Consider the following 19,401-nt stretch of genomic DNA (forward strand, 5'->3'; position numbering starts at 1 on the left):
ATTGAGCATCAGCGTAAAAGTTTTAGCCAAACACTTTGGGCACCAGAAAGCGGTAGATGGCATTAGCTTTGAAGCTAAGCCAGGACAGATATTGGGTTTTTTGGGTCCGAATGGCGCGGGTAAATCTACTACAATGAAAATGCTGACGGGTTATTTGAGCCCTAGTTCCGGAGAAGCAGAGATTTGCGGAAAAAGCGTAGTTACGTCGGCCCTGCAGGTAAAAAGCCTCATTGGCTACCTGCCCGAAAACACGCCCTTGTACAATGAAATGTATGTGCGCGAGTTTTTAAGCTTTGTTGGCCAGTTATACCATATAGATGATCTTGACAAAAGAGTGCAGGAAGTAATCGAAATGGTAGGACTTACGCCCGAACAGCACAAAAAGATCGGAATGCTGTCTAAAGGATATAAACAAAGGGTGGGTTTGGCCCAGGCCATTATCCACGATCCGCAGGTTTTAATTTTAGATGAGCCAACTTCAGGACTAGATCCTAACCAGCTGACCGATATCCGGAAGCTGATTAAAGATTTGGGCAAAAATAAAACTGTCATTTTGTCTACGCACATCATGCAGGAGGTTGAAGCACTTTGCGACGATGTAATCATAATCAACAAAGGACAAATTGTCGCGAATGCAACAATGGCAGACCTTAAAAGTCAGAATCAAGGCCAGTCGCTGGAAGAAATTTTCAGAAAATTAACCAACTGAAATTCATTTTATTAGCTTTTTTGTTCAAGTAATTTTGAATGTTTTGTAACTATTGGCTGAATTGTTGCGTCTGAGTTGCAAATAAATAAACAATTTAACTTCACAACACATGAAAAAATTATTATTATCATTAGCATTAGTAGCTGGTTTAGGCTTTGCAGCATCAGCTCAAACTGAAGGCGCGGTTAGAAAATTAAGCATTGGTGCTGAGTTTGCTTTGCCAATTGGCGATTTCGGTGATGTTTCTAGCTTAGGCTATGGTGGTTCATTGCAATATGAGCACCCAATTGCAAAATCATTGAACTTAACTGGTTCAGCTGGCTTTTTATCGTTTTCTCCAAAAAAAGAAGCTAAAGATGCAGCTGCAGCTTTTGGAATTAAATTAAAAAATTCTGGTATTATCCCTGTTAAAGTAGGTGCAAAATACTATTTCGGTGGCAACTTTTATGGTGCTGGTGAATTAGGTGCTGGTTTCAGTACTGAAGAGGGTGGAAGCACAGCATTTGTTTATGCTCCAACTTTAGGTGCTTCTTTCTCGGTAGCTGATAAATCAAGCATCGATTTAGGTATCCGTTACGAAGGTCATTCAGCAAATAGCACAACTTTATCGTTTATCGGTATCCGCGCTGCTTACGCTTTCGGCTTGTAAGAATAAACAATACTTTTATAAAAAGGCTTCCCAAAATCGGGAAGCCTTTTTTGTTAACTAATGAAATAGTTTTATATTCGTCACAAATTTTTTATACAACAAACAAATAAACTATGAAAAAGACAATCTTATTAACGCTATTAGTTGTAGCAGGTTATTTTGCCCATGCCCAAACCAACGGGGCTGTACAGAAAATCAGTATCGGTGCCGAGGTGGTGTTGCCAATCAATGAAGGTTCATCAGGAACCTTGGGGCTTGGTGGCTCATTAAAATATGAATTCCCGGTAGCGCCATCACTCAATCTAACAGCATCGGCAGGCTATGTCAATGTATTTAGTACAGAAAGTGGTGCAAGTGGGAGCCTTAATCTTATCCCTTTAAAGGCAGGTGCTAAATATTACTTTGGCAAATGTTTTTATGCCGCAACTGAGTTGGGTGCTTCTATTCTTACGGCAGACGGAGATAATGTTACAGCCTTTACTTTTGCGCCAGGTCTAGGCGTATCTTTTGCCTCAAAAAGCAAAAATAATTTTGATATGGGCCTTCGCTATGAAAATTTATCTGCCAATGGCGGAAGTTTGTCCTTGCTAGGTCTACGCTTAGGCTATAATTTCGGTTTGTAAAACAAGCAATGTAAATGATAAAAAGCTTCCCATTTTGGGAGGCTTTTTTTATGCATTTAATTTTGGTTAAAATATGAACTAATCGCCTAGTTATTATAACTTTGCGGAAAATCAGATAAACCCATAAACAAAACAAACAGATGAAGAAGACATTTCTTTTGTTGACAGTGGCAGCAACGTTAGCCTTTACGGCATCTGCCCAAAATGCTCCAGTTAAATTTGGTATCAAAGCTGGTGTGGCTTTTCCTAACATGGTGGTTTCAGCCATGGGAACTTCGGTAAGCTTTGATTCTAAAACCTCTTACTATGTAGGTGGTACTGTTGATATTCCGGTTTCACCTATGTTTTCGGTACAGCCTGGATTAACCTTGATCAACAAAGGGACCAAAATAACTGGAAGTATTGATATTGAAGACAGTCCTTCGGAAGAAGTTACCGGAACTTTGAATTTTACCTATATCGAAATTCCTCTGAATGCAATCGCTAGCTTTAAGGCAGGCAATGCCGGAAAAGTATTTTTAGGCGCAGGTCCTTATTATGCCATTGCCATTGATGCCAACGGAAAATCGGGTGGCGAAAAGGAAGATATCGAACTAGGAACAGATTTTAAGCGGGGAGATTTCGGACTTAACTTTTTGGCAGGTTTCCAACTAAATAATGGCCTTAATTTTCATGCAGGCTATGGCTTAGGCTTGAGCAATACCTTGGGCGATAGCGAGGCTGCGGATTTGGTTAAATTCAAAAACAGGGTTTTCACCATTGGTGCCGGTTTTACTTTCTAAGTTAAACTCAAATTAGTAAAGAAAACTCTCCTCCAGCAGGGGAGTTTTTTTGTTTATTGGGAAATGTAGGAAGGAAGATCAAAGAGGGTTGAAGGCGGAAGGTTGGGAGTTAAGGGGAGTGGGATATGGAAGATGGAAGATGGTAGATGGAATGCAGTGGGCTGAGGATCGGTTTCATCCACCCGTTATCTCAGCCGGTGGTCGGGCCTGTATGTGGTAGGTTTTCAGCGTTAAACCCTATTGAAGCGAACACGTAATGCAATGGAGTAAAGCGAAAAGAGGGACTGAAATTTCCGATAGGCACTGACATTGTTTTTCTAAGACTAATGGAGAAGCGAACTAAAAAATTGCCGAATATTCTCTAACTTCGGACACACTAATCCTGATGCATGTACGCAGTTTTTAAACGAGAACTATTCAGCTTTTTAAACTCGCTAATGGCCTATATTACCATTGGCGTTTTTCTAATGGCCTGCGCGCTTCTCCTTTGGTTTTTCCCAGATACTTCTATTTTAGATTACGGCTATGCCGAGCTGAACAGTTTCTTTAGCCTCGTGCCTTTTCTGTTCATGTTTTTGATCCCCGCCATTACCATGAGGTCTTTTGCCGAAGAACGCAAAGAAGGTACTTATGTGCTGTTGGCAACAAGTCCTTTAACCGATCTGCAAATCATTTTTGCAAAATATTTGGCCTGTGTAGTGCTGCTGCTCTTCGCATTGATTCCTACGCTCATTTATTATTACAGCATTTACCAGTTGGGCCTGCCCAAAGGGAATATAGACTCTGGTGCCGTAATTGGTTCTTACCTGGGCCTGTTCTTGTTGGGCAATGCCTTTACGGCAATCGGTATTTTTTCGTCATCGGTTACCAAAAACCAGGTGATTGCTTTTGCCGTGGCTGTTTTCCTATGCTTTTTTACCTACAGCGGCTTCGATTCGGCCAGTAAGCTATTCGAATTTCAGTTTTTGGAAGGGCTGCTGGTTAACCTGGGCATTAACGAACATTACCAATCTATCAGCAGGGGCGTGCTTGATACGCGCGACCTGGTTTATTTCATCACTTTTGTAGCCTTGTTTTTCGTTTTCAGCAAGCTGGCGATAGGAGGTAGGAAATGGTAAAAAAAGGCAATAAATATACCCGTATTCTTCTGTTTTTATTGGCGCTGGTTCTGCTCAATGTATTGGCGCAAAAGTTCTATACACGCTTCGATTTTACCAAGGAAAAACGTTATACGCTCACCCAAAAAACAAAAGATAACCTGGCCAAAACCAATCAGGATATTGTAATTACCGTTTTTTTGGATGGCAAAATTCCGGCTGCATTTAAGAGGCTGCGCAATGCCACCAAAGATTTGCTAAATGATTATAAAGCTTACTCCAAGGCTAATATTAAGATCGTATTTGAGGATCCGCTTAACGGCGTGCCTGCCAATGAACAGGATACGATAATCAACAATTTGGCCAGTATTGGGATTAAACCGATAGCCGTAAATATTAAAAATGATGCCGGGCTCACGCAAAAAATCATTTTTCCGATGGCTTTGGTGGCGTATGGAAATAAACAAACACCAATTAACCTTTTGCAGAAAACAGGAGGAGCGGCGACTGATTATGAAGAAAACATTACCAGCTCTGTGCAAAGCCTCGAATATCAGTTTACTTCGGCCATTAAGCGTTTAATAAGCGGTTTGAATCCCAGGATCGGTTTTACCGAAGGCCATGGAGAACCGAGCAATCTTTACTTGTACGATGCCATTACTTCGCTTTCGCAACAGCATTATGTAGGCAGGGTAGATCTTAAACTCATTACCAAAGAAGGATTAGACAGCTTGAAGGTATTGGTGATCGCCAAGCCACAAACTCCATTGAGCGAGATGGAAAAATACAAAATCAATTATTTTGTAATGAAGGGCGGACGTGTAGTATGGGCAATAGACCAAGTTGGCGCAGAGTTGGATAGTTTACAAAAAAGAGGGCAGGAAATGGCTTTTAACAGGCAACTGAATATTGACGACATGCTATTTGAATACGGTGCCCGGATCAATTATAACCTGATTGCTGATGTGAACTGCGCCATGATTCCCGTAGCTACGGGAGCGCCTGGCCAACAGGCACAAATAGATTTGGCGCCTTGGGTGTTTTATCCAGTACTATTGCCGGATACTTCAAGCAGCCTGACCAAAAACATAGATGGCATACGTAGCCAATTTGTGAGCACGGTAGACACGATTGGAGTGCCAAACGTGAACAAAAAGGCCGTTTTGCATACTTCGCCCTACAACAAAGTATTCGAAACGCCAAGAATACTTTCCCTGCAAATGCTTAACGAGCAACCTAAACAGGAGGAATACACAAGTCAGCCAAAAACGGTAGGGGTATTGTTGGAAGGCAAGTTCAAATCGGTATTTTTAAACAGGCCGGTTCCTGCAGGCATTACCGAAAGCTACAATGTGCCGGCACAAAGCGTTGCTACCAAAATGATGGTAATCGGCGATGGCGATGTGTTCGAAAATCAGGTGGGTGGCAGCGATGGTTCGCCTTTCCCTTTGGGTTTTGACCGATATACGCAACAGAACTATGGTAACAAGGCTTTATTGCTCAATATTGCCGATTATTTTACGGATGACGACAATTTAATTGCCTTGCGCAACAAAGAAATTAAGGTAAGATTGCTCGATAAAACGAAAGTACGTGCCGAAAAAACAAAATGGCAATTGATTAATGCCCTTGCCCCGATTTTTTTGTTGATATGTTTCGCAATTTTTCAACATTATTACCGTAAACGTAAGTATGCGAAGTAATTTTTATATTTTTGAGAATAGACAAAATAAACTATGAGATTTATAGTATCCACTTCTACGTTATTAAAACATTTACAAACAGTTAATGGTGCCTCAAGCAGCAGTACTGTTTTGCCTATATTAGAAAACTTCTTGTTTGAGATCAAAGATGGCAACTTAACCATCTCGGCTACCGACTTGCAAACCAGCATGACGACCTCTTTAGCTGTTGAATCTAAAGAAGAAGGTAAAGTTGCCGTTCCATCTAGAATTTTATTAGATACTTTAAAGACTTTGCCAGATCAGCCTATCTCTTTCAATATCGATGATAATTCATTTGCGATTGAGATTAGTGCAGGAGATGGAAAATATAAGCTAAGTGGCGAAAACGGAGATGACTTTCCTAAAATCCCGGTAGTTGAAAATGCTTCTTCGGTAAATTTGCCGGCATCGGTTTTAACAGAAGCCATTACCAAAACCATTTTTGCGGTAAGCAATGACGAGTTGCGTCCGGCAATGACTGGTGTATACTGCCAGCTTTCGCCTCAGCACATTACTTTTGTGGCTACAGATGCCCATAAATTGGTGCGTTACCGTCGCATGGATAGCAAAGCTGATAAAGCTTCTTCTTTTATCCTGCCTAAAAAAGCATTGACCTTATTAAAAGCGGCTTTGCCAAGTACAGACGTAAATGTATCGGTTGATTACAATGCAACAAGCGCCTTTTTCAAATTCGAAAATATAAACCTGGTTTGTCGCCTAATTGACGAACGCTATCCAGATTACGAAGCGGTAATCCCTGGAAATAACCCTAACAAATTGGTAATCGATAGGGCATTGTTCTTAAACACCTTGCGTAGGGTGGTGATTTTCGCCAACAAAACCACGCATCAGGTACGTTTAAAAATCAATGGCAGCGAATTGAATATCTCTTCAGAAGATTTGGATTTTGCCAACGAGGCCCATGAGCGCTTGAGTTGCCAATATGAAGGCGAGGATTTGGAAATCGGTTTCAATGCCCGTTTCTTGATCGAAATGCTGAGCAATTTGAGTGGCGAAGAAGTAACGTTAGAATTGTCTACACCAAACCGTGCAGGCTTGTTAATTCCGCAAACCAACGATGAAAACGAAGATGTATTGATGTTGGTAATGCCGGTAATGCTGAACAGCAGCTACTAACTAAAATTTTAATTCAATTATAAATAATGGCTTGGTTTTTGACCGAGCCATTATTGTATTGACCCTATCCTAACCAAATTTCTATGAAACTGACCTCTCTTTTCTTAAATAGGCCATATTTTTATTTGTGCATTACTTTTTTTGCCACAACTTTATGTCTGTTTTCTTGTAAAAAGGACGATGTGCCCAGTGAAAAAGAAGTAAAGGGAGAAGCGAAGGTGAGGCTGATTAATGCTTCGAATGGATCTGGTCAGGTTGATTTTTATATAGATGATACTAAACTAGGCTTTTCTGCCCTTGATGCTGGGGAGGCAAGCGATTACATCAAGGTTCAATCAGGCCTAAAAAATACTTCTGTAACGGTAGACGGTGTTACTGACGCTACGGCCTCTTTTAATTTTGTGCCTACCTTATCCTATACCTCGTTTTATGTGGAAGACAAAGCAGGCAAGGGCGAAATGCTGACCTTTGAAGATGATTTGGGTGCAACGGAAGTTGGAAAAGCCAGGATCAGGATAATTAACCTTGGCCCTTCTTTCACCAATGGCTTAAATGTAAATCTTGCTGGTGGTGTTTTATTGGTCAATTCATTGGCTTTTAAGGAGGCCTCAGGCTACTTTTCTATAGACCCGAATATTAACCTTAATATTTCTGTTTTGGGCAGCAGTGCGAATAAAACCATTGACGGAACAGAATTTGAAGCTGGAAAAATCTATACCATTTGGCTTAATGGTACTTCAAATGCTACTTTAAAAATCAATAAAGTAACTTATAACTAATAATTTCTAAAAAATACGCAGTTATCAAAAGCAGATGCCTATTTTTGGGCAAAAATCAGATATTTTGGAACTACTGCAACAACTAATTGACTTCATTCTTCACATTGATAAGCACCTTGCCGACATTGTAAACGAATACCATACTTTAACATACCTCATCCTATTCCTTATAATTTTTGCCGAAACCGGATTTGTAGTTACTCCATTTTTACCTGGAGATTCGCTGCTTTTTGCAACTGGTGCATTGATCGCTGGTGGCAAAACAGATTTGAACATCTGGTTGATGCTGGCAATTCTGATTGTAGCCGCGATTTTGGGCAATACGCTCAACTATAAACTGGGAAGCGTGCTCGGAGCAGGGGTGTTTAAGGAAAAGAATAAAATCCTCAAATTAAAATACTATCACCAGTCGCACGAGTTTTTTGAAAAGCATGGGGGTAAGGCAATCATCTTTAGCCGTTTCTTGCCTATTTTCAGAACTATAGCACCTTTCGTAGCCGGTATCGCTAAAATGCCTTTTGGCAGATTTACGACTTTCAATATCGTTGGTGGCGTTTCATGGATCTTCAGCTTATTGTTTGCTGGCTATTTATTGGGACAAATTCCTTGGTTCAAAGAGAATTTCGACTTGGTAGTGGTATTCATTGCGGTGGTTACTTTCTTTCCTGCGATATATGCTGCGGTAAGGAGCAGATTCAAATCTAAGGAAGTAGTCGCAGTTGAAGAAAAAGTAGTAGTAGAAGAGAAGATCGTAACTAAAGAAGACTAGTATTCGCGGCCAATAATCTGGCCTTCCTTGTACTTCTTAATTTCAAGTGCCTCAGCTTGCTTTTCTTCTGGGCTTGGCTCTACTTTAACCAGGTTTTTAAGTTCTGGTTGCCCGGCATCAACCCATGCAGAGAACCAAAAAGAGCCAACAGCCAAAATAGAAGCGCGCATTTGCTTTTCTACCATGCCAAGCATCAGGTTTTGATAAGCTTTGGCATAGGCTACGGAATATTGTTTAACCACGACGTTGTTATGCTCGCTGAAGCTGTATTTCTGGTCGGATGGAAACCTGGCATTTAATTCGGCTTCAAACCTCACTACAGTATCAACCAAAGAGTGGCTATGCTTTACAATAGCCCAGGCACTTTTTAGGGGATCGCCAATATAATTAGCCTTTCCGGTTACCAGGTTATAGTTGCTGGCAAACAATTCGGGAATCCTGCTTTCCCAAAAGGCGTGTAAACCCACTTGATTGGTCAGCTGACCGTTGTGGTTGGCCGTGGTATGTAACGGCACGTGGGCATCGGCAATATAATGCCCCAAATCAGACGAATATTTAAGTATTTTAACAGAATCACGCATTTTAAATGCCTTCACCAAACTATAATAGCTTCGTTGGATTTGCCAAGGCACAATACCGTTTTCATTTAGTTTCTGCTGTCCGTATTTGGCCAATGCGGCTGCGAATTTCTCTGGAATGCTATCAATGTTTGTTTCGTAATTTTCTACATCAAGGTAATGCCTGGCTGCTTCGAGCGTATCGATATACCTTCGCCTGTCGGGACCTATGGCCTGTTCGGTAATGTATTTATAATTGGCCTTATAAAAGCCCAGCATTTCTGGCGGCAATGTAAATATGGCCAGCTGGTTAATTCGGCGGTGGGCAAAAAAGCCCCACGAAGTACACAATAACAAAGGGATGATTAACGCGAGTGCTAACGTTAATCTTTTCATAATTTAGGTTGATGATATTGAATATAGCAATTATTTCGATCGTTCGTCTAGTAATCCTTGAAATTCATCAATTAATCTTTCTTGCTCTTCGGCTATAGAATTTTTGGTTGGTTTTTCTTCTTTTTTGGGATTACTGAGCTGTAGGATCAGTTTATTTCCATCAAAATAGCTTCTGGTTTCGGCTCGCTTAGATTTTTTGAAGTCGAATGCTTCGCTATCGTTATTTTCTTTGGCAGTTTTGGCATCATAATAAATAGGCCTGTTGTAAGCATAGTGTTGATTAAAAATAAAAGAGAGCTTTTCATTGATGAGGTAATACTCCGCAAGGTTTTGGAAAGTTTCTCCATATGCTCTTTCTGTAATTTTTTCTAGTTTCCCGTTTAGGAAATAATACTTGACTACGCCGCCTTCGCCAGTTTCGATGGCCACGCTATCGATCTTGGTCCATTTGTTAATGTTGTTGATGCGCTTGAAATTAGCCTTTATGGCATTGATTTTTTCTTGGAGCGAAGAATCCTGAGTTACATCTTGGTCTAAAACAGCAGGTTTGGCCGGAATACTTGCCACTGCTTTATGGCTAGGCTTTTCACCGCTTTGCTGATCAGTTGGCTTGTTCTGGCAACTGTTTAAGAGCAAGAATAAAACGGCAATGCAATAAGCTGTTTTCATAGTGCTGACATAAGCTTAATAAATATAAACAATTTAAATAAGCTGTGCTTCAAAAGCCAGTTCGAACGATTTCAACTGATCAATGGTAGACTGATCGATCAAATTGCCAGTTGCGTCAAATTTGCTTTTTATACCTTGTATCAATAGGGTGGTGGCATCAGAAAATTTTGCTTCTACGGTTTTCATTACCAATTTCAATTCTTCGTGTGCTTTGAGGCCTGAGGCCGATGCGGTAATCAATCCGGTAGGCTTTTGCGAAAACAAGGTAGTAGATACGCACCATTCGATGGCATTTTTTAATGCGCCTGGCAAACTGAAAACATATTCTGGGGTACAAATGAGCAAGGCATCGGCTTCTTCGATCTGTTTCCTGAAAGCTACAACTTCTTGGGGCGGATTTTCAGTATCTAAATCTGGGTTAAAATGAGGGAGCTTGTCAATCCCTTCAAAAATATGGACATTGAATTTGTCTTTTGTAAAGCTGGCAAAGGCTTTTACCAAGTTGAGGTTGGCCGAATTTGCCCTTGTGCTGCCAATAATGGCCAATACGTTTTTAAGGTCGCCCATTTTTAAGCCAATGATTTTTCAAAACACACGCTGTTGTCCATGTTTATGTATTGCCCATAACTCGGAATAACCTGATAGCCATTTTTTTGGTAGAGGGCAATGGCTTCTTCCTGGCGCTTGCCGGTTTCGAGTACGCATTTTTGATAGCCTAAAGATTTGGCCCAGTTCTCGAGTGCGGTTAAAACGGTTGTGGCAATTCCTTCTCCGCGGTTTTCGGGCTTGACGAACATTCTTTTTACCTCCATGGCATCGGTAGCAAAAACTTTGATGGCGCCACAGCCTACAGGCAAATCGTCTTTATAGGCCACAATTACATGTTTAATGGCATCTGTTTTATTATACTGAGCATAAAATGCATGTTCCTCTCCGTCTTTTTCGGCCAAATAGGCATCTAACGATTGGACCAATTGCTGAAAATCTGGATTTGCCGAAGTAGTTTGAATACAGGTAATCATTAAGGTAAAATTAGCTCTTTAACATCCTAAAAGCAAAGAAGCCCAACAAAGCAATAATAACAATCATTACTGCCCAGAGCCAGGCTTTGTTTTCGAACAATGGTTGCTCTACATGGATGACAAATGCTTTGTTTTGCTCTTCTGGACCAACCTTAAGGCTACTTAGCGAATCCGGTATTTTATGTTCGAAATTCTTGAGTTCGTAGTTGGGAGCCAAGGCATTTTTATCGCCATAGTAAAGCGAATAATTGGCCTTAGTGCTTTCAAATTGTGCCACTAATTCATAAATAGGACCTTTGAGTTCTAGCTGATTGATGTTTAAGGGTTTATTGTCGTAGTTATCAATGGTTAGCTTAAATTGTTTAGCCAATACGGCATCAAAATGAAATCCAGCATTCTCTAAGGAGCTGAGTGTTCCTTCAAAAAGCGGCTCATAATTGTATTGTATGCCTTTGTCTGTTTTAAAACTGTCTGTAGCATATTCTATTTTTATAGGCCTATAGAAATCAAAATCGCTTAAAGGCTTTAATTTGAGGTAAGCTACCGGCAACAGGTTATTCAGGCTGATGCTGATGGTACTCTGTCTGCTTTGGGCATCGTTTTTTAATTCAAAAGCTTTATAGTTTATCGTTTGGGTAAGACCTTTAAGGGTATCTGTTTTTGCTATTTTGGCTAGCTCGAGTTCTGGCTGTTCCTGCGCCTTGATCAGGATGCGGAAATAGCTGTATTTGGCTGGCGGAAAATCAAGTTGGGTAAACTGATAATCGGTTTTGTTGTTTTTGATGGCTAAAATCCGGTAATCGCTGAGCAAAGTAAACCATTCGCTGTTGTTATTGCTTCCCTCCAGGTTTACCTTCCAGTCGAAATTTGCTTGTTTAAAAGAAAGGCCGATCTGGTTGATAGTGGCTGCAATATCCGATTGGAAAGTAAAATAGTAGCCCCTTTCGTTCTTACTCTGGTTAATGAGCTTAAAGGCGACTTCCTTTTGGTTTACCTGATCTTTATGTTGCTTAAGAAGATAAGGTACTTCGATGGTATCCTTGCCGTTAATGCCAAAAATCCTGATGTCAGCCAAGTCTGGCCGCAAACGGCCATATAACTGATCGGGCAGCTGAATGGCATGCCAATTGCCATTTACTGTTTTTAGCGCTCTTTGGTAACGGTAAGTGCGCGTTTGGGCCTGAGCCACAAACATGAGGCAAGAACATAATATAATGAGCTTAATTTTCAGTTTTAGCATCGTCAATAATTAAGTGTTTATATTTATTGTAAAGGAAGGAGATGGTGAGCAACAATACACCCAACGCTACAAAAATGATGGTTTTCGAAATGGTATCGAGCGAATAGATGTCGTAAAAGAACAATTTGATCAGGGTAATTCCGAAAAGAACAATAGCGCCGATGCGCAGGTACTTTTTCTTTTTCCAAAGCCCAATGCTGATCAAGAACAGGGCATAAACTCCCCATAAAATGCTAAGGCCAAGTTTATAGCCATTTTGAAGTCCGAAAAGTTCCAGCCAGTGCAACAGCTCGCTGCTTAATAGCCAAAGCAAGGTAATGTAAACCAGGTAGTCAAATGCCGATTTTAGACCTCCCTTAAACTGTTCCAGCTTGCTCAATTGGTAACAAGTCCATATCAGCCCAACAAAAAACAACAATGAAATATAGCGAATGCCAATGTTGATCGGGCCTGCAACAAAGTATGCATCGCTTTGCGTAATATAGGCTTGGCGCAGTTCGCTTAAATTGTATAAGCCATCAGTTAAGAAAACCAATATCGTTAAACCACTAATGACAACATTGGCAATGGCCAGCACCGGATTTTTTATTTTTTTAAGATTGACAATATTTAGCAAGGCCACAAAAAACAGCGAGTAGATATAGATACTGGCTTTTTGCAGGAAGATGTAATTGCTGTTAAAGGCATTATAGGTTTCTTGTTTTGAAGGAGAAACCCTAATAGAAGTGTTATTGATCAGGGTTTGAAAGTGGTTGGCCAATTCTATCCTGAAGGTACAGTAAACAATAACGATGAGCATTGTTGGGATGGCGTAGGTCAATACGTCCCTAATGATTGCTATGATGCCCAAACCTTTGTCTGCACCTGCTTTTTTATTCACGTAAAGCATTCCGGCATAGGCCGCGATAAACAATAATGCCGTAAGAAAACCAACATTAAAGAAAGGGGTAGGAATGGCCCCGTCTTTAGGGTAACGCCATTCTGTTGAATGGAGAGACCAGTCTTGCAACAGACTTAAAAACGAGAGAAATATGAGCGGAGTGGCTAGTTTCTCATAGATTTCGATCTTTTTGATGCGAGCCAGGTAATAAAGTACCAAGGCTTCTACCACCCAGAACAGGCTTACCCAGCTTCCGTCAAGTTGTACCGGAACAGCCATTGTAATGAAGGTAATGACCAAAGCGAGTATGAAGTAGAAAAGGTTTTTATCGGCAAGTTTCCTTTTGTAAATGATAAGACAAACCACAAAATGAATAATGGCATTGCCTAGGGTAAACAAACCTAACAGCTCTTCGCCTTTTGGTGTTTCCTGCAACATGAAATAGTTGATGCCATAGTAAACAAAGGAGTTGAGCATCAGCATGATCACGTCGCTAACGAAAAACTTTTCTTGCTTACTTACTTTATAAGCCAGGTTGGTAATGTAAAAAGTGATGAAGAAAATGCTTGAAAACAGCATGCCCAGCATTAAATGATCCAGACTTTTACTCAGTGCCCAGCTTAAGAATATAATCCAGCTTACGCCAAAGGACACATAAAAAAGAGGCTTCCAGTATTTTTTAAAGCTGAGCACCAAAATGCCCAGGTTAATGATAGACATGTAAGAAAAGAGGATGACCACTTTGCCAGAACCATCGCTCAATAAAAAGGGAATGGCATAGGCACCCACCAGACCCAAATGTGCAATGAGCTGTTTGTTGTATTTTAAGGCGGCTATAACGGTAAATGAAGTAAAGACCACCATGAGTGCAAAAGCTACTGCCTGCGGAATGAGCTGGTAAAAGCCATAAGCAAAATAGGTGATAAAGTACAGGATGGCTATGGCCCCACTCAGCAGAACGGCACTGAAGTTTTCGTATTTAGGTTTAAGCCTGATGGCGAGGAACATCAATGCTATGCCAGTAAGGTAGCCCAAGATAATCCGGGTAAGCGGACTGATCATTTCGTGTTCGATGGCATACCTGGCGCCGATAAATACCCCGATCACCAAAATCAGGATGCCCACTTTGCTGATCAGGTTTTCGCCAATAAACTTTTCGAAATCTGACTTGCCCAAGTTCTCTCTTTTAAACTTGTCGCCAAATTGAGGGGCTTGCGGTGCAGGAGTTGGAGGCACAATAGGTTGAACAGGTCTATCCACACTAATTGGCGTATTTTTAGGTGGCATGATAACCGTGGATGCCGGCTCGAGTTTTACTTCTGCTAAAGGTTGAGGAGTAGCATTTGGATTTTTTAAATGGTTGATCTCGTCCCTTAATGCATTGATTTCCGCTTCGAAACCCTGTTGCCTTAACAAAAGATTTTCGATTCTCAGTTGGAGGATGTTTAATTTTTCGGCATTGTTATCCATTCGATATCTGTGTTAGCTTTAGGTTTAATAAATATAGGAATGTATTTGTGTTGATTGAGGTTTAGCAGAAAATAAATGAACACAGTTCGAGTAAAGAATGTTCGATTTTTTGTCTTTTGGCGATTGGCAAAAGAAAAATGGCTGGTTTCGATTAACTTAGATTTAAGCTAAAATTAGCTTTTCAATCTTTCCTTTAACCAAACTTTTTCGTCTGCTTTTTCAAATGCAAAACAGCAGTCATCCCCATCATGAACAAATTCAAACAAATGAGTATGCCAAGTTTATGTTTGCTGGTAGGCCTGGCATTGGTGATTACCCAAAGTGCCTTTTCTTTAAGCAAGGTAAGGGCCGAGTACAAGTACATCAATACAGGAGTACATTACATCAAAGTTGATGAGGCCGATGCAAGTGGCTGTTCTTGGGTAAGCAGTCCTTATTACTGTGCGGTAGAAACAAACACCGATATGGGTTCTACTTTTACGTTTAGCCAATTAGGTTCGAGTGGCGCCACGCCAATACCAGGTGCCTCGCTTTCGGTTTACGAACAATAATAGATGAAAAGGGGGAGTGGTAAAAGTTGCTTTCCCTTTTTAGTTAAAAGTTAAAAGTGCAAAGTTAAAAGTGGGAAATGGGGATGGAAAGGCTTGTCATATAGAACTCTTTAACCTTCAAAATTTCCAATATTTTAGTTTTCAATATCGGTTAACATTGAAACAATTCAGCAATCCAACAATTAACCAGTTTAACAATTAGCCTTATTTAAAACTATAGTTTTGTTTGGCCCATTCAATGCAGGGATTGATCCATTCGGGCATAGGCTTGAAGAGAAAACCGTGTTTGAGTCCGGTGTTTAATTCTATCTGTCTAAAACGTGTCACCTTAAGTTTGGAAGTCTCCTTTCTTTTAATGGCCGAAACTCCAAATTCATCGGTCTTTTCGTAAATGGTGAGGATGTTTCCGCAGAAATTAATTCCGGGAAAATCAATGAGGTCCTTGTCGCGGTAGCAACCAATAAAAACAAAATTAACTGCAGGATTTTTGAGTAGGGTAGATACTTGTTGTGCAATGTAACCACCTTTTGAAGTGCCAATAACCGTAATTTGACCTGGTTTTACACCGAGTTTAAATAGACTGTCTATTTGCTTCACTACTTTGGAAGCGTATTGGCCTACATCTGTTTGGGCAGCTCTTTTCTCGCTAATGACTTTAAAACCGGCTTGTTTAAATTCGTTGATGACTTCTACATATTGGGTTTTGCCATATTCGGGATGTGCTTCTGCTAAACTGTGCTCTTCGGCAAATTTATTATGCAGAAAGAAAACATAGCGTTGTGCAAAAGCGGCAGATGAAATGAAAGTGAAGATCAGTAGAGAGAGGAGGAGTTTTTGTAGCATATAAAATGTAAAATGTAAAATGGAAGATGGAATATGGGGTAGCTGTCGGGATGGTAATTTTACAGTACGCAATCGAGCAATAAACTAATCCATTTGTCATTCAGCGCGAAGCGAAGAATCTATTCTTGAAACGAGATGCCGGATCGGTGTCCGGCATGACGAATGGGTTCTATTCGTCTATTTTTTTGCCTTTCATCGCTTGCCCAACTGCCATGTCCATTAATCGCTCTGCAAAGGGACGGGTATACTCGTTCAGTTCATCTGCTTTTTTCAGGATCAGATCTTTTTCGCCTTTGGCCAAAGCTTCTTTTAGGGCTTCGATATGTGCATGAGTGCTGTTGATTTCTTCCTCATTTAAAATCTGCGAATTTTTGCTGATGAATCGTTCCGCAGTATAAACCAATTGCTCGCCTTCGCTCTTGGCTTCGATCAGCATGCGCTGCTCCACATCGCTCTTGGCATGTTCGATGCTATCGATCAGCATTTTCTCAACGGTATCGTCGGTAAGGCCATAGCTTGGCTTGATTTCGATTTCCTGTTTTACGCCCGAACGCAATTCAATGGCTTGAACGGTCAAAATTCCATCGGCATTTAAAAGAAAATTGATGTCTACTTTAGGCAAACCAGCTGGCATTGCCGGAATTCCTTTCAAATCAAATTCTGCCAATTTGCGGTTTTCCTTTACCAGGTCTCGTTCGCCCTGATAAACCGAAATCTTCATGTTGACCTGTCCATCAATTGAGGTGGTATATTGGCGACCAGCCTTGGTAGGAACCTTGCTGTTGCGGGCAATAATAACGTCCATTAAACCGCCCATGGTTTCGATGCCCAATGAAAGCGGGGTTACATCCAACAATAGGATATCTGAACGATTTCCTGCTAAAATGTCGGCCTGAATGGCAGCGCCCAAAGCCACTACCTCATCAGGATTGATCTGGTCGTGTGGCTGGCGATTAAAGAAATTGCTTACCGCTTGTTTCACAAAAGGCGTACGGGTAGAGCCACCGACCAAAACTACTTCATCAATTTCATTGACCGTTAAGCTGGCATCTGTCAAAGCTTGTTTGCAACAGGCGATGGTTTCCGCTACTTTATCGGCAATCAGCTGTTCGAAAGTCTGCTTGTCTAAAGTGCACCAGATCTCGCCTACTTTTTCATTGTACAGGTTTTGCGTCGACAATGCTTTTTTGGCAGCTTCGGCCTGTAAGCGAAGGGTTTGCATCAGTACATTATCTTCGGCAAGCGCCTTAAAATCTAAATTGTTATTGGCTATCCAGTAATTTAAAATGGCACGATCAAAATCGTCGCCGCCTAAAAACGTATTGCCATTAGTAGAAAGTACTTCAAAAATTCCGTTCTGGATCTGCAGGATAGAAACATCAAAAGTTCCTCCACCTAAATCATACACGGCAATGGTTTTTTGCTGATTAGGATCAAGACCCAAGCCATAGGCCAAACTGGCGGCAGTAGGTTCGTTTACGATGCGCAATACATCCAGTCCGGCTAGTTTCCCCGCATCGCGGGTGGCTTGTCGCTGGCTATCGTTAAAATAGGCAGGAACAGTAATTACCGCCCTGTTAACCGGAGTTTTTAAGGCGTGCTCGGCCCTGGTTTTGAGTTCTTTTAAGATTTCTGCCGAAAGCTCGATAGGGGTATAGAATTTGTTTCCGGCCTTGATTTTCACCAAGGCATCGCTATCATCATCTATTATTTTGTAGCTGAAAATATCCTGATGGCTGGCTACGTCCTTGTAAGAACGGCCTAACAAGCGCTTTACAGAGAAGATGGTATTGGCCGGATCGGTTGTGAGAAAAGCCTTGGCTTCGTTGCCCACTTCTGCATCGCCATGTTCGTTAAAATGTACTACAGATGGCACTAAAACGCCCTTTCCGGTATCATTAATCACCTGTGGGTTTTTATCTGGATTGATAAAAGCGACCAAACTGTTAGTGGTGCCCAAATCGATGCCTACAATTATTTCTTCCTGCTGTAGAGAACCTGTTGCCAGGTTGATGGATATTTTTGCCATAGCGCAAATTTAAGGAGTTTCTAGCTTAGTATTGTTGTAATGTTGTAAAGAAGGTAAGAGGGGATAAGGAATAGATAATGGGAAATTGAGAATAGGTATTGGAGAGTAAATAAGGACCTAAACTATATCTTAAACTTTTCACTTTCAACTTTGCACTTTGCACTTTCCACTTCAAACTCAAGCCTTATTCTTCTCTTCGATCCAAAGCGACATATATTTGGTACTTTGTGCACTGTGGTGGCGGAGTAATTGTCCGAAGAAGTTTTGTTGGCGATGTGTGGTCAGGTTTTTGGCTAAATAGGCGATCTGTTCTATAAAAGCAGCACTGAACTTTGCTTTCGAATAGCGCTGATTAATAATGCGGATGCCGTTTTGCTGGGCATTTTCCCAAAGATTTTTATCCTGATAAAGAAGCGCTGCTTTTTCGACAAACGCAATGGGTTCATCTTCAATAAAGCCATTCCAGTTTAAATCGCCCTTAATGGCCTCGGCACCGATTGAAGTGGTTAGGGTAGGGGTGCCGGTTTGCATGGCGTCGATTAGCTTGCCTTTTACGCCTGCACCAAACTGTAGAGGCGCCAATAAAACTTTATAATTGGAAATGGTTTCTTGGGCTTTTTTTGCCCTTCCCTTAATGTGGAAATTCTCTTTTGGGTTGTGCAACTGCAGTACTTTTTGAGAAGGGTAGGCGCCATAAATGTGCAGATTTGCTTTTGGAAGCGCTTTTTGCAACAAAGGCCAAATGGTAGTTTTAAGCATTTGAACGGCATTCCAGTTGGGTTCGTGAAGGAAGTTGCCAATGAATACAAAATCGTTCCGTTCTTCGAAGTTCCGCCAATTGTCCGTTTGGACTTCGGTAATTTCTTCTTCCAGAAAAGGAAGATAGTAGAGCAGCGAAGGATGAATGTTAAACTGCTCCGTAAGAAGCAACATTTCTTCTTCTGAAATAAGCAAGGATAAATCACAACGCAGTATAGCGGCGATTTCTCTTTTGGCATGATCAGCATACAAATCTGCCGAAGAAAATGTACGTCCTTTTTTTGAAGCTTCTTGTCGGGCTATCCTTAAAAAATGGAGGTCTTCTGTATCTAAAAGCAGCAAGGCATTGGGACATTCCTGTTGTACCCGCCAGCCGTATTGTTCTTCGGTCATGAAGCGATCAAACATCACTAGGGTCGGATTTAAATCCTTGACAAACGAATTGAAGCTTTCGCTATTCAGTTTAATCTCCTGCTCAGTTACGCCAATACTCGGCAAATCGAAACTGAATTCGCTTTTTGTCGCAGCAGAAGCAAAAGTGATTTGAAAACCCTGGTCCAAAAATAAATTGATCAGTTGCAACATACGCGTACCGGCTGCAGACGAATCCGGTTCTGGCCAAACTAAGCCAATGATCAATAATTGCTGGTCTTCCATCTTTAAAGTTTGTGTAAAAGTAAACTAAGACTTACGAAGTTTCAAAAACTTCGTAAGTG

19 protein-coding genes are annotated in these 19,401 nt (G+C 41.0%); 10 read left to right on the forward strand and 9 right to left on the reverse strand.

Annotated features, from left to right (window positions below):
- The first annotated feature begins 1 nt into the window (after position 1).
- The 9 genes from AC570H_RS01875 (at position 2) to AC570H_RS01915 (ending at position 8,269) form a co-directional block, all read left to right on the forward strand.
- The gene (locus AC570H_RS01875) at positions 2–709 is read left to right on the forward strand and encodes an ATP-binding cassette domain-containing protein (RefSeq protein WP_497351130.1); all 708 of its coding nucleotides are present in this window, start codon (positions 2–4) and stop codon (positions 707–709) included.
- A 109-nt stretch (positions 710–818) separates the two neighbouring features.
- Positions 819–1,358, forward strand: a complete 540-nt coding sequence (locus tag AC570H_RS01880; protein WP_497351132.1) for a hypothetical protein — start codon at positions 819–821, stop codon at positions 1,356–1,358.
- Between the two features lie 113 nt (positions 1,359–1,471).
- On the forward strand, positions 1,472–1,981 hold the full coding sequence (locus AC570H_RS01885) for a hypothetical protein (RefSeq protein WP_497351134.1): 510 nt from the start codon (positions 1,472–1,474) through the stop codon (positions 1,979–1,981).
- 140 nt (positions 1,982–2,121) lie between these two features.
- Positions 2,122–2,763: a porin family protein gene (locus tag AC570H_RS01890; protein ID WP_497351136.1), complete on the forward strand. Its 642-nt coding sequence runs from the start codon at positions 2,122–2,124 to the stop codon at positions 2,761–2,763.
- Between the two features lie 389 nt (positions 2,764–3,152).
- Positions 3,153–3,881, forward strand: coding sequence for a gliding motility-associated ABC transporter permease subunit GldF (gene gldF, locus AC570H_RS01895; protein WP_497351138.1), 729 nt, complete (start codon positions 3,153–3,155; stop codon positions 3,879–3,881).
- On the forward strand, positions 3,875–5,563 hold the full coding sequence (gene gldG, locus AC570H_RS01900) for a gliding motility-associated ABC transporter substrate-binding protein GldG (RefSeq protein WP_497351140.1): 1,689 nt from the start codon (positions 3,875–3,877) through the stop codon (positions 5,561–5,563). The genes gldF and gldG overlap by 7 nt, the downstream gene beginning before the upstream one ends.
- Positions 5,564–5,596: 33 nt before the next feature.
- Positions 5,597–6,721, forward strand: a complete 1,125-nt coding sequence (gene dnaN / locus AC570H_RS01905; protein ID WP_497351142.1) for a DNA polymerase III subunit beta — start codon at positions 5,597–5,599, stop codon at positions 6,719–6,721.
- An 83-nt stretch (positions 6,722–6,804) separates the two neighbouring features.
- On the forward strand, positions 6,805–7,500 hold the full coding sequence (locus tag AC570H_RS01910; RefSeq protein ID WP_497351144.1) for a DUF4397 domain-containing protein: 696 nt from the start codon (positions 6,805–6,807) through the stop codon (positions 7,498–7,500).
- A gap of 64 nt (positions 7,501–7,564) precedes the next feature.
- Positions 7,565–8,269 carry a DedA family protein gene (locus AC570H_RS01915; RefSeq protein WP_497351146.1) on the forward strand — a complete coding sequence of 235 codons (705 nt, stop codon included), beginning with the start codon at positions 7,565–7,567 and terminating at the stop codon, positions 8,267–8,269.
- Here the strand turns inward: AC570H_RS01915 and AC570H_RS01920 are convergent.
- The 6 genes from AC570H_RS01920 to AC570H_RS01945 are packed head-to-tail and all read right to left on the reverse strand — an operon-like array spanning position 8,266 to position 14,503.
- Complete coding sequence (locus AC570H_RS01920) at positions 8,266–9,222, reverse strand: zinc dependent phospholipase C family protein (protein ID WP_497351148.1); 957 nt, start codon at positions 9,220–9,222, stop codon at positions 8,266–8,268. The genes AC570H_RS01915 and AC570H_RS01920 overlap by 4 nt on opposite strands.
- 30 nt (positions 9,223–9,252) lie before the next feature.
- On the reverse strand, positions 9,253–9,891 hold the full coding sequence (locus AC570H_RS01925) for a hypothetical protein (RefSeq protein WP_497351150.1): 639 nt from the start codon (positions 9,889–9,891) through the stop codon (positions 9,253–9,255).
- 33 nt (positions 9,892–9,924) lie between these two features.
- Positions 9,925–10,458 (reverse strand): NADPH-dependent FMN reductase, encoded by a 534-nt coding sequence (locus tag AC570H_RS01930; RefSeq protein WP_497351152.1) that lies wholly within the window; start codon positions 10,456–10,458, stop codon positions 9,925–9,927.
- Between the two features lie 2 nt (positions 10,459–10,460).
- Positions 10,461–10,913 (reverse strand): GNAT family N-acetyltransferase, encoded by a 453-nt coding sequence (locus AC570H_RS01935; RefSeq protein WP_497351154.1) that lies wholly within the window; start codon positions 10,911–10,913, stop codon positions 10,461–10,463.
- Positions 10,914–10,923: 10 nt separating this feature from the next.
- Positions 10,924–12,153 (reverse strand): DUF3999 family protein, encoded by a 1,230-nt coding sequence (locus AC570H_RS01940; protein ID WP_497351156.1) that lies wholly within the window; start codon positions 12,151–12,153, stop codon positions 10,924–10,926.
- On the reverse strand, positions 12,134–14,503 hold the full coding sequence (locus AC570H_RS01945) for a DUF2339 domain-containing protein (protein WP_497351158.1): 2,370 nt from the start codon (positions 14,501–14,503) through the stop codon (positions 12,134–12,136). Before AC570H_RS01945 ends, AC570H_RS01940 begins: the two co-directional genes overlap by 20 nt.
- Positions 14,504–14,751: 248 nt before the next feature.
- Here AC570H_RS01945 and AC570H_RS01950 point away from each other — a divergent pair, with 248 nt between their 5' ends.
- Complete coding sequence (locus AC570H_RS01950; protein WP_497351160.1) at positions 14,752–15,054, forward strand: hypothetical protein; 303 nt, start codon at positions 14,752–14,754, stop codon at positions 15,052–15,054.
- 204 nt (positions 15,055–15,258) lie between these two features.
- On the opposite strand, the gene AC570H_RS01955 is transcribed toward AC570H_RS01950, so the two are convergent.
- The 3 genes from AC570H_RS01955 to AC570H_RS01965 form a co-directional block, all read right to left on the reverse strand.
- On the reverse strand, positions 15,259–15,897 hold the full coding sequence (locus AC570H_RS01955) for a hypothetical protein (protein ID WP_497351162.1): 639 nt from the start codon (positions 15,895–15,897) through the stop codon (positions 15,259–15,261).
- A gap of 169 nt (positions 15,898–16,066) precedes the next feature.
- Positions 16,067–17,926: a Fe-S protein assembly chaperone HscA gene (hscA, locus tag AC570H_RS01960; protein ID WP_497351164.1), complete on the reverse strand. Its 1,860-nt coding sequence runs from the start codon at positions 17,924–17,926 to the stop codon at positions 16,067–16,069.
- Positions 17,927–18,103: 177 nt separating this feature from the next.
- Entirely contained in the window at positions 18,104–19,342 is a 1,239-nt protein-coding gene (locus AC570H_RS01965; protein WP_497351166.1) for a glycosyltransferase, read from the reverse strand.
- Positions 19,343–19,401: the final 59 nt, after the last annotated feature.

Source organism: Pedobacter sp. B4419 (genome assembly GCF_059693725.1).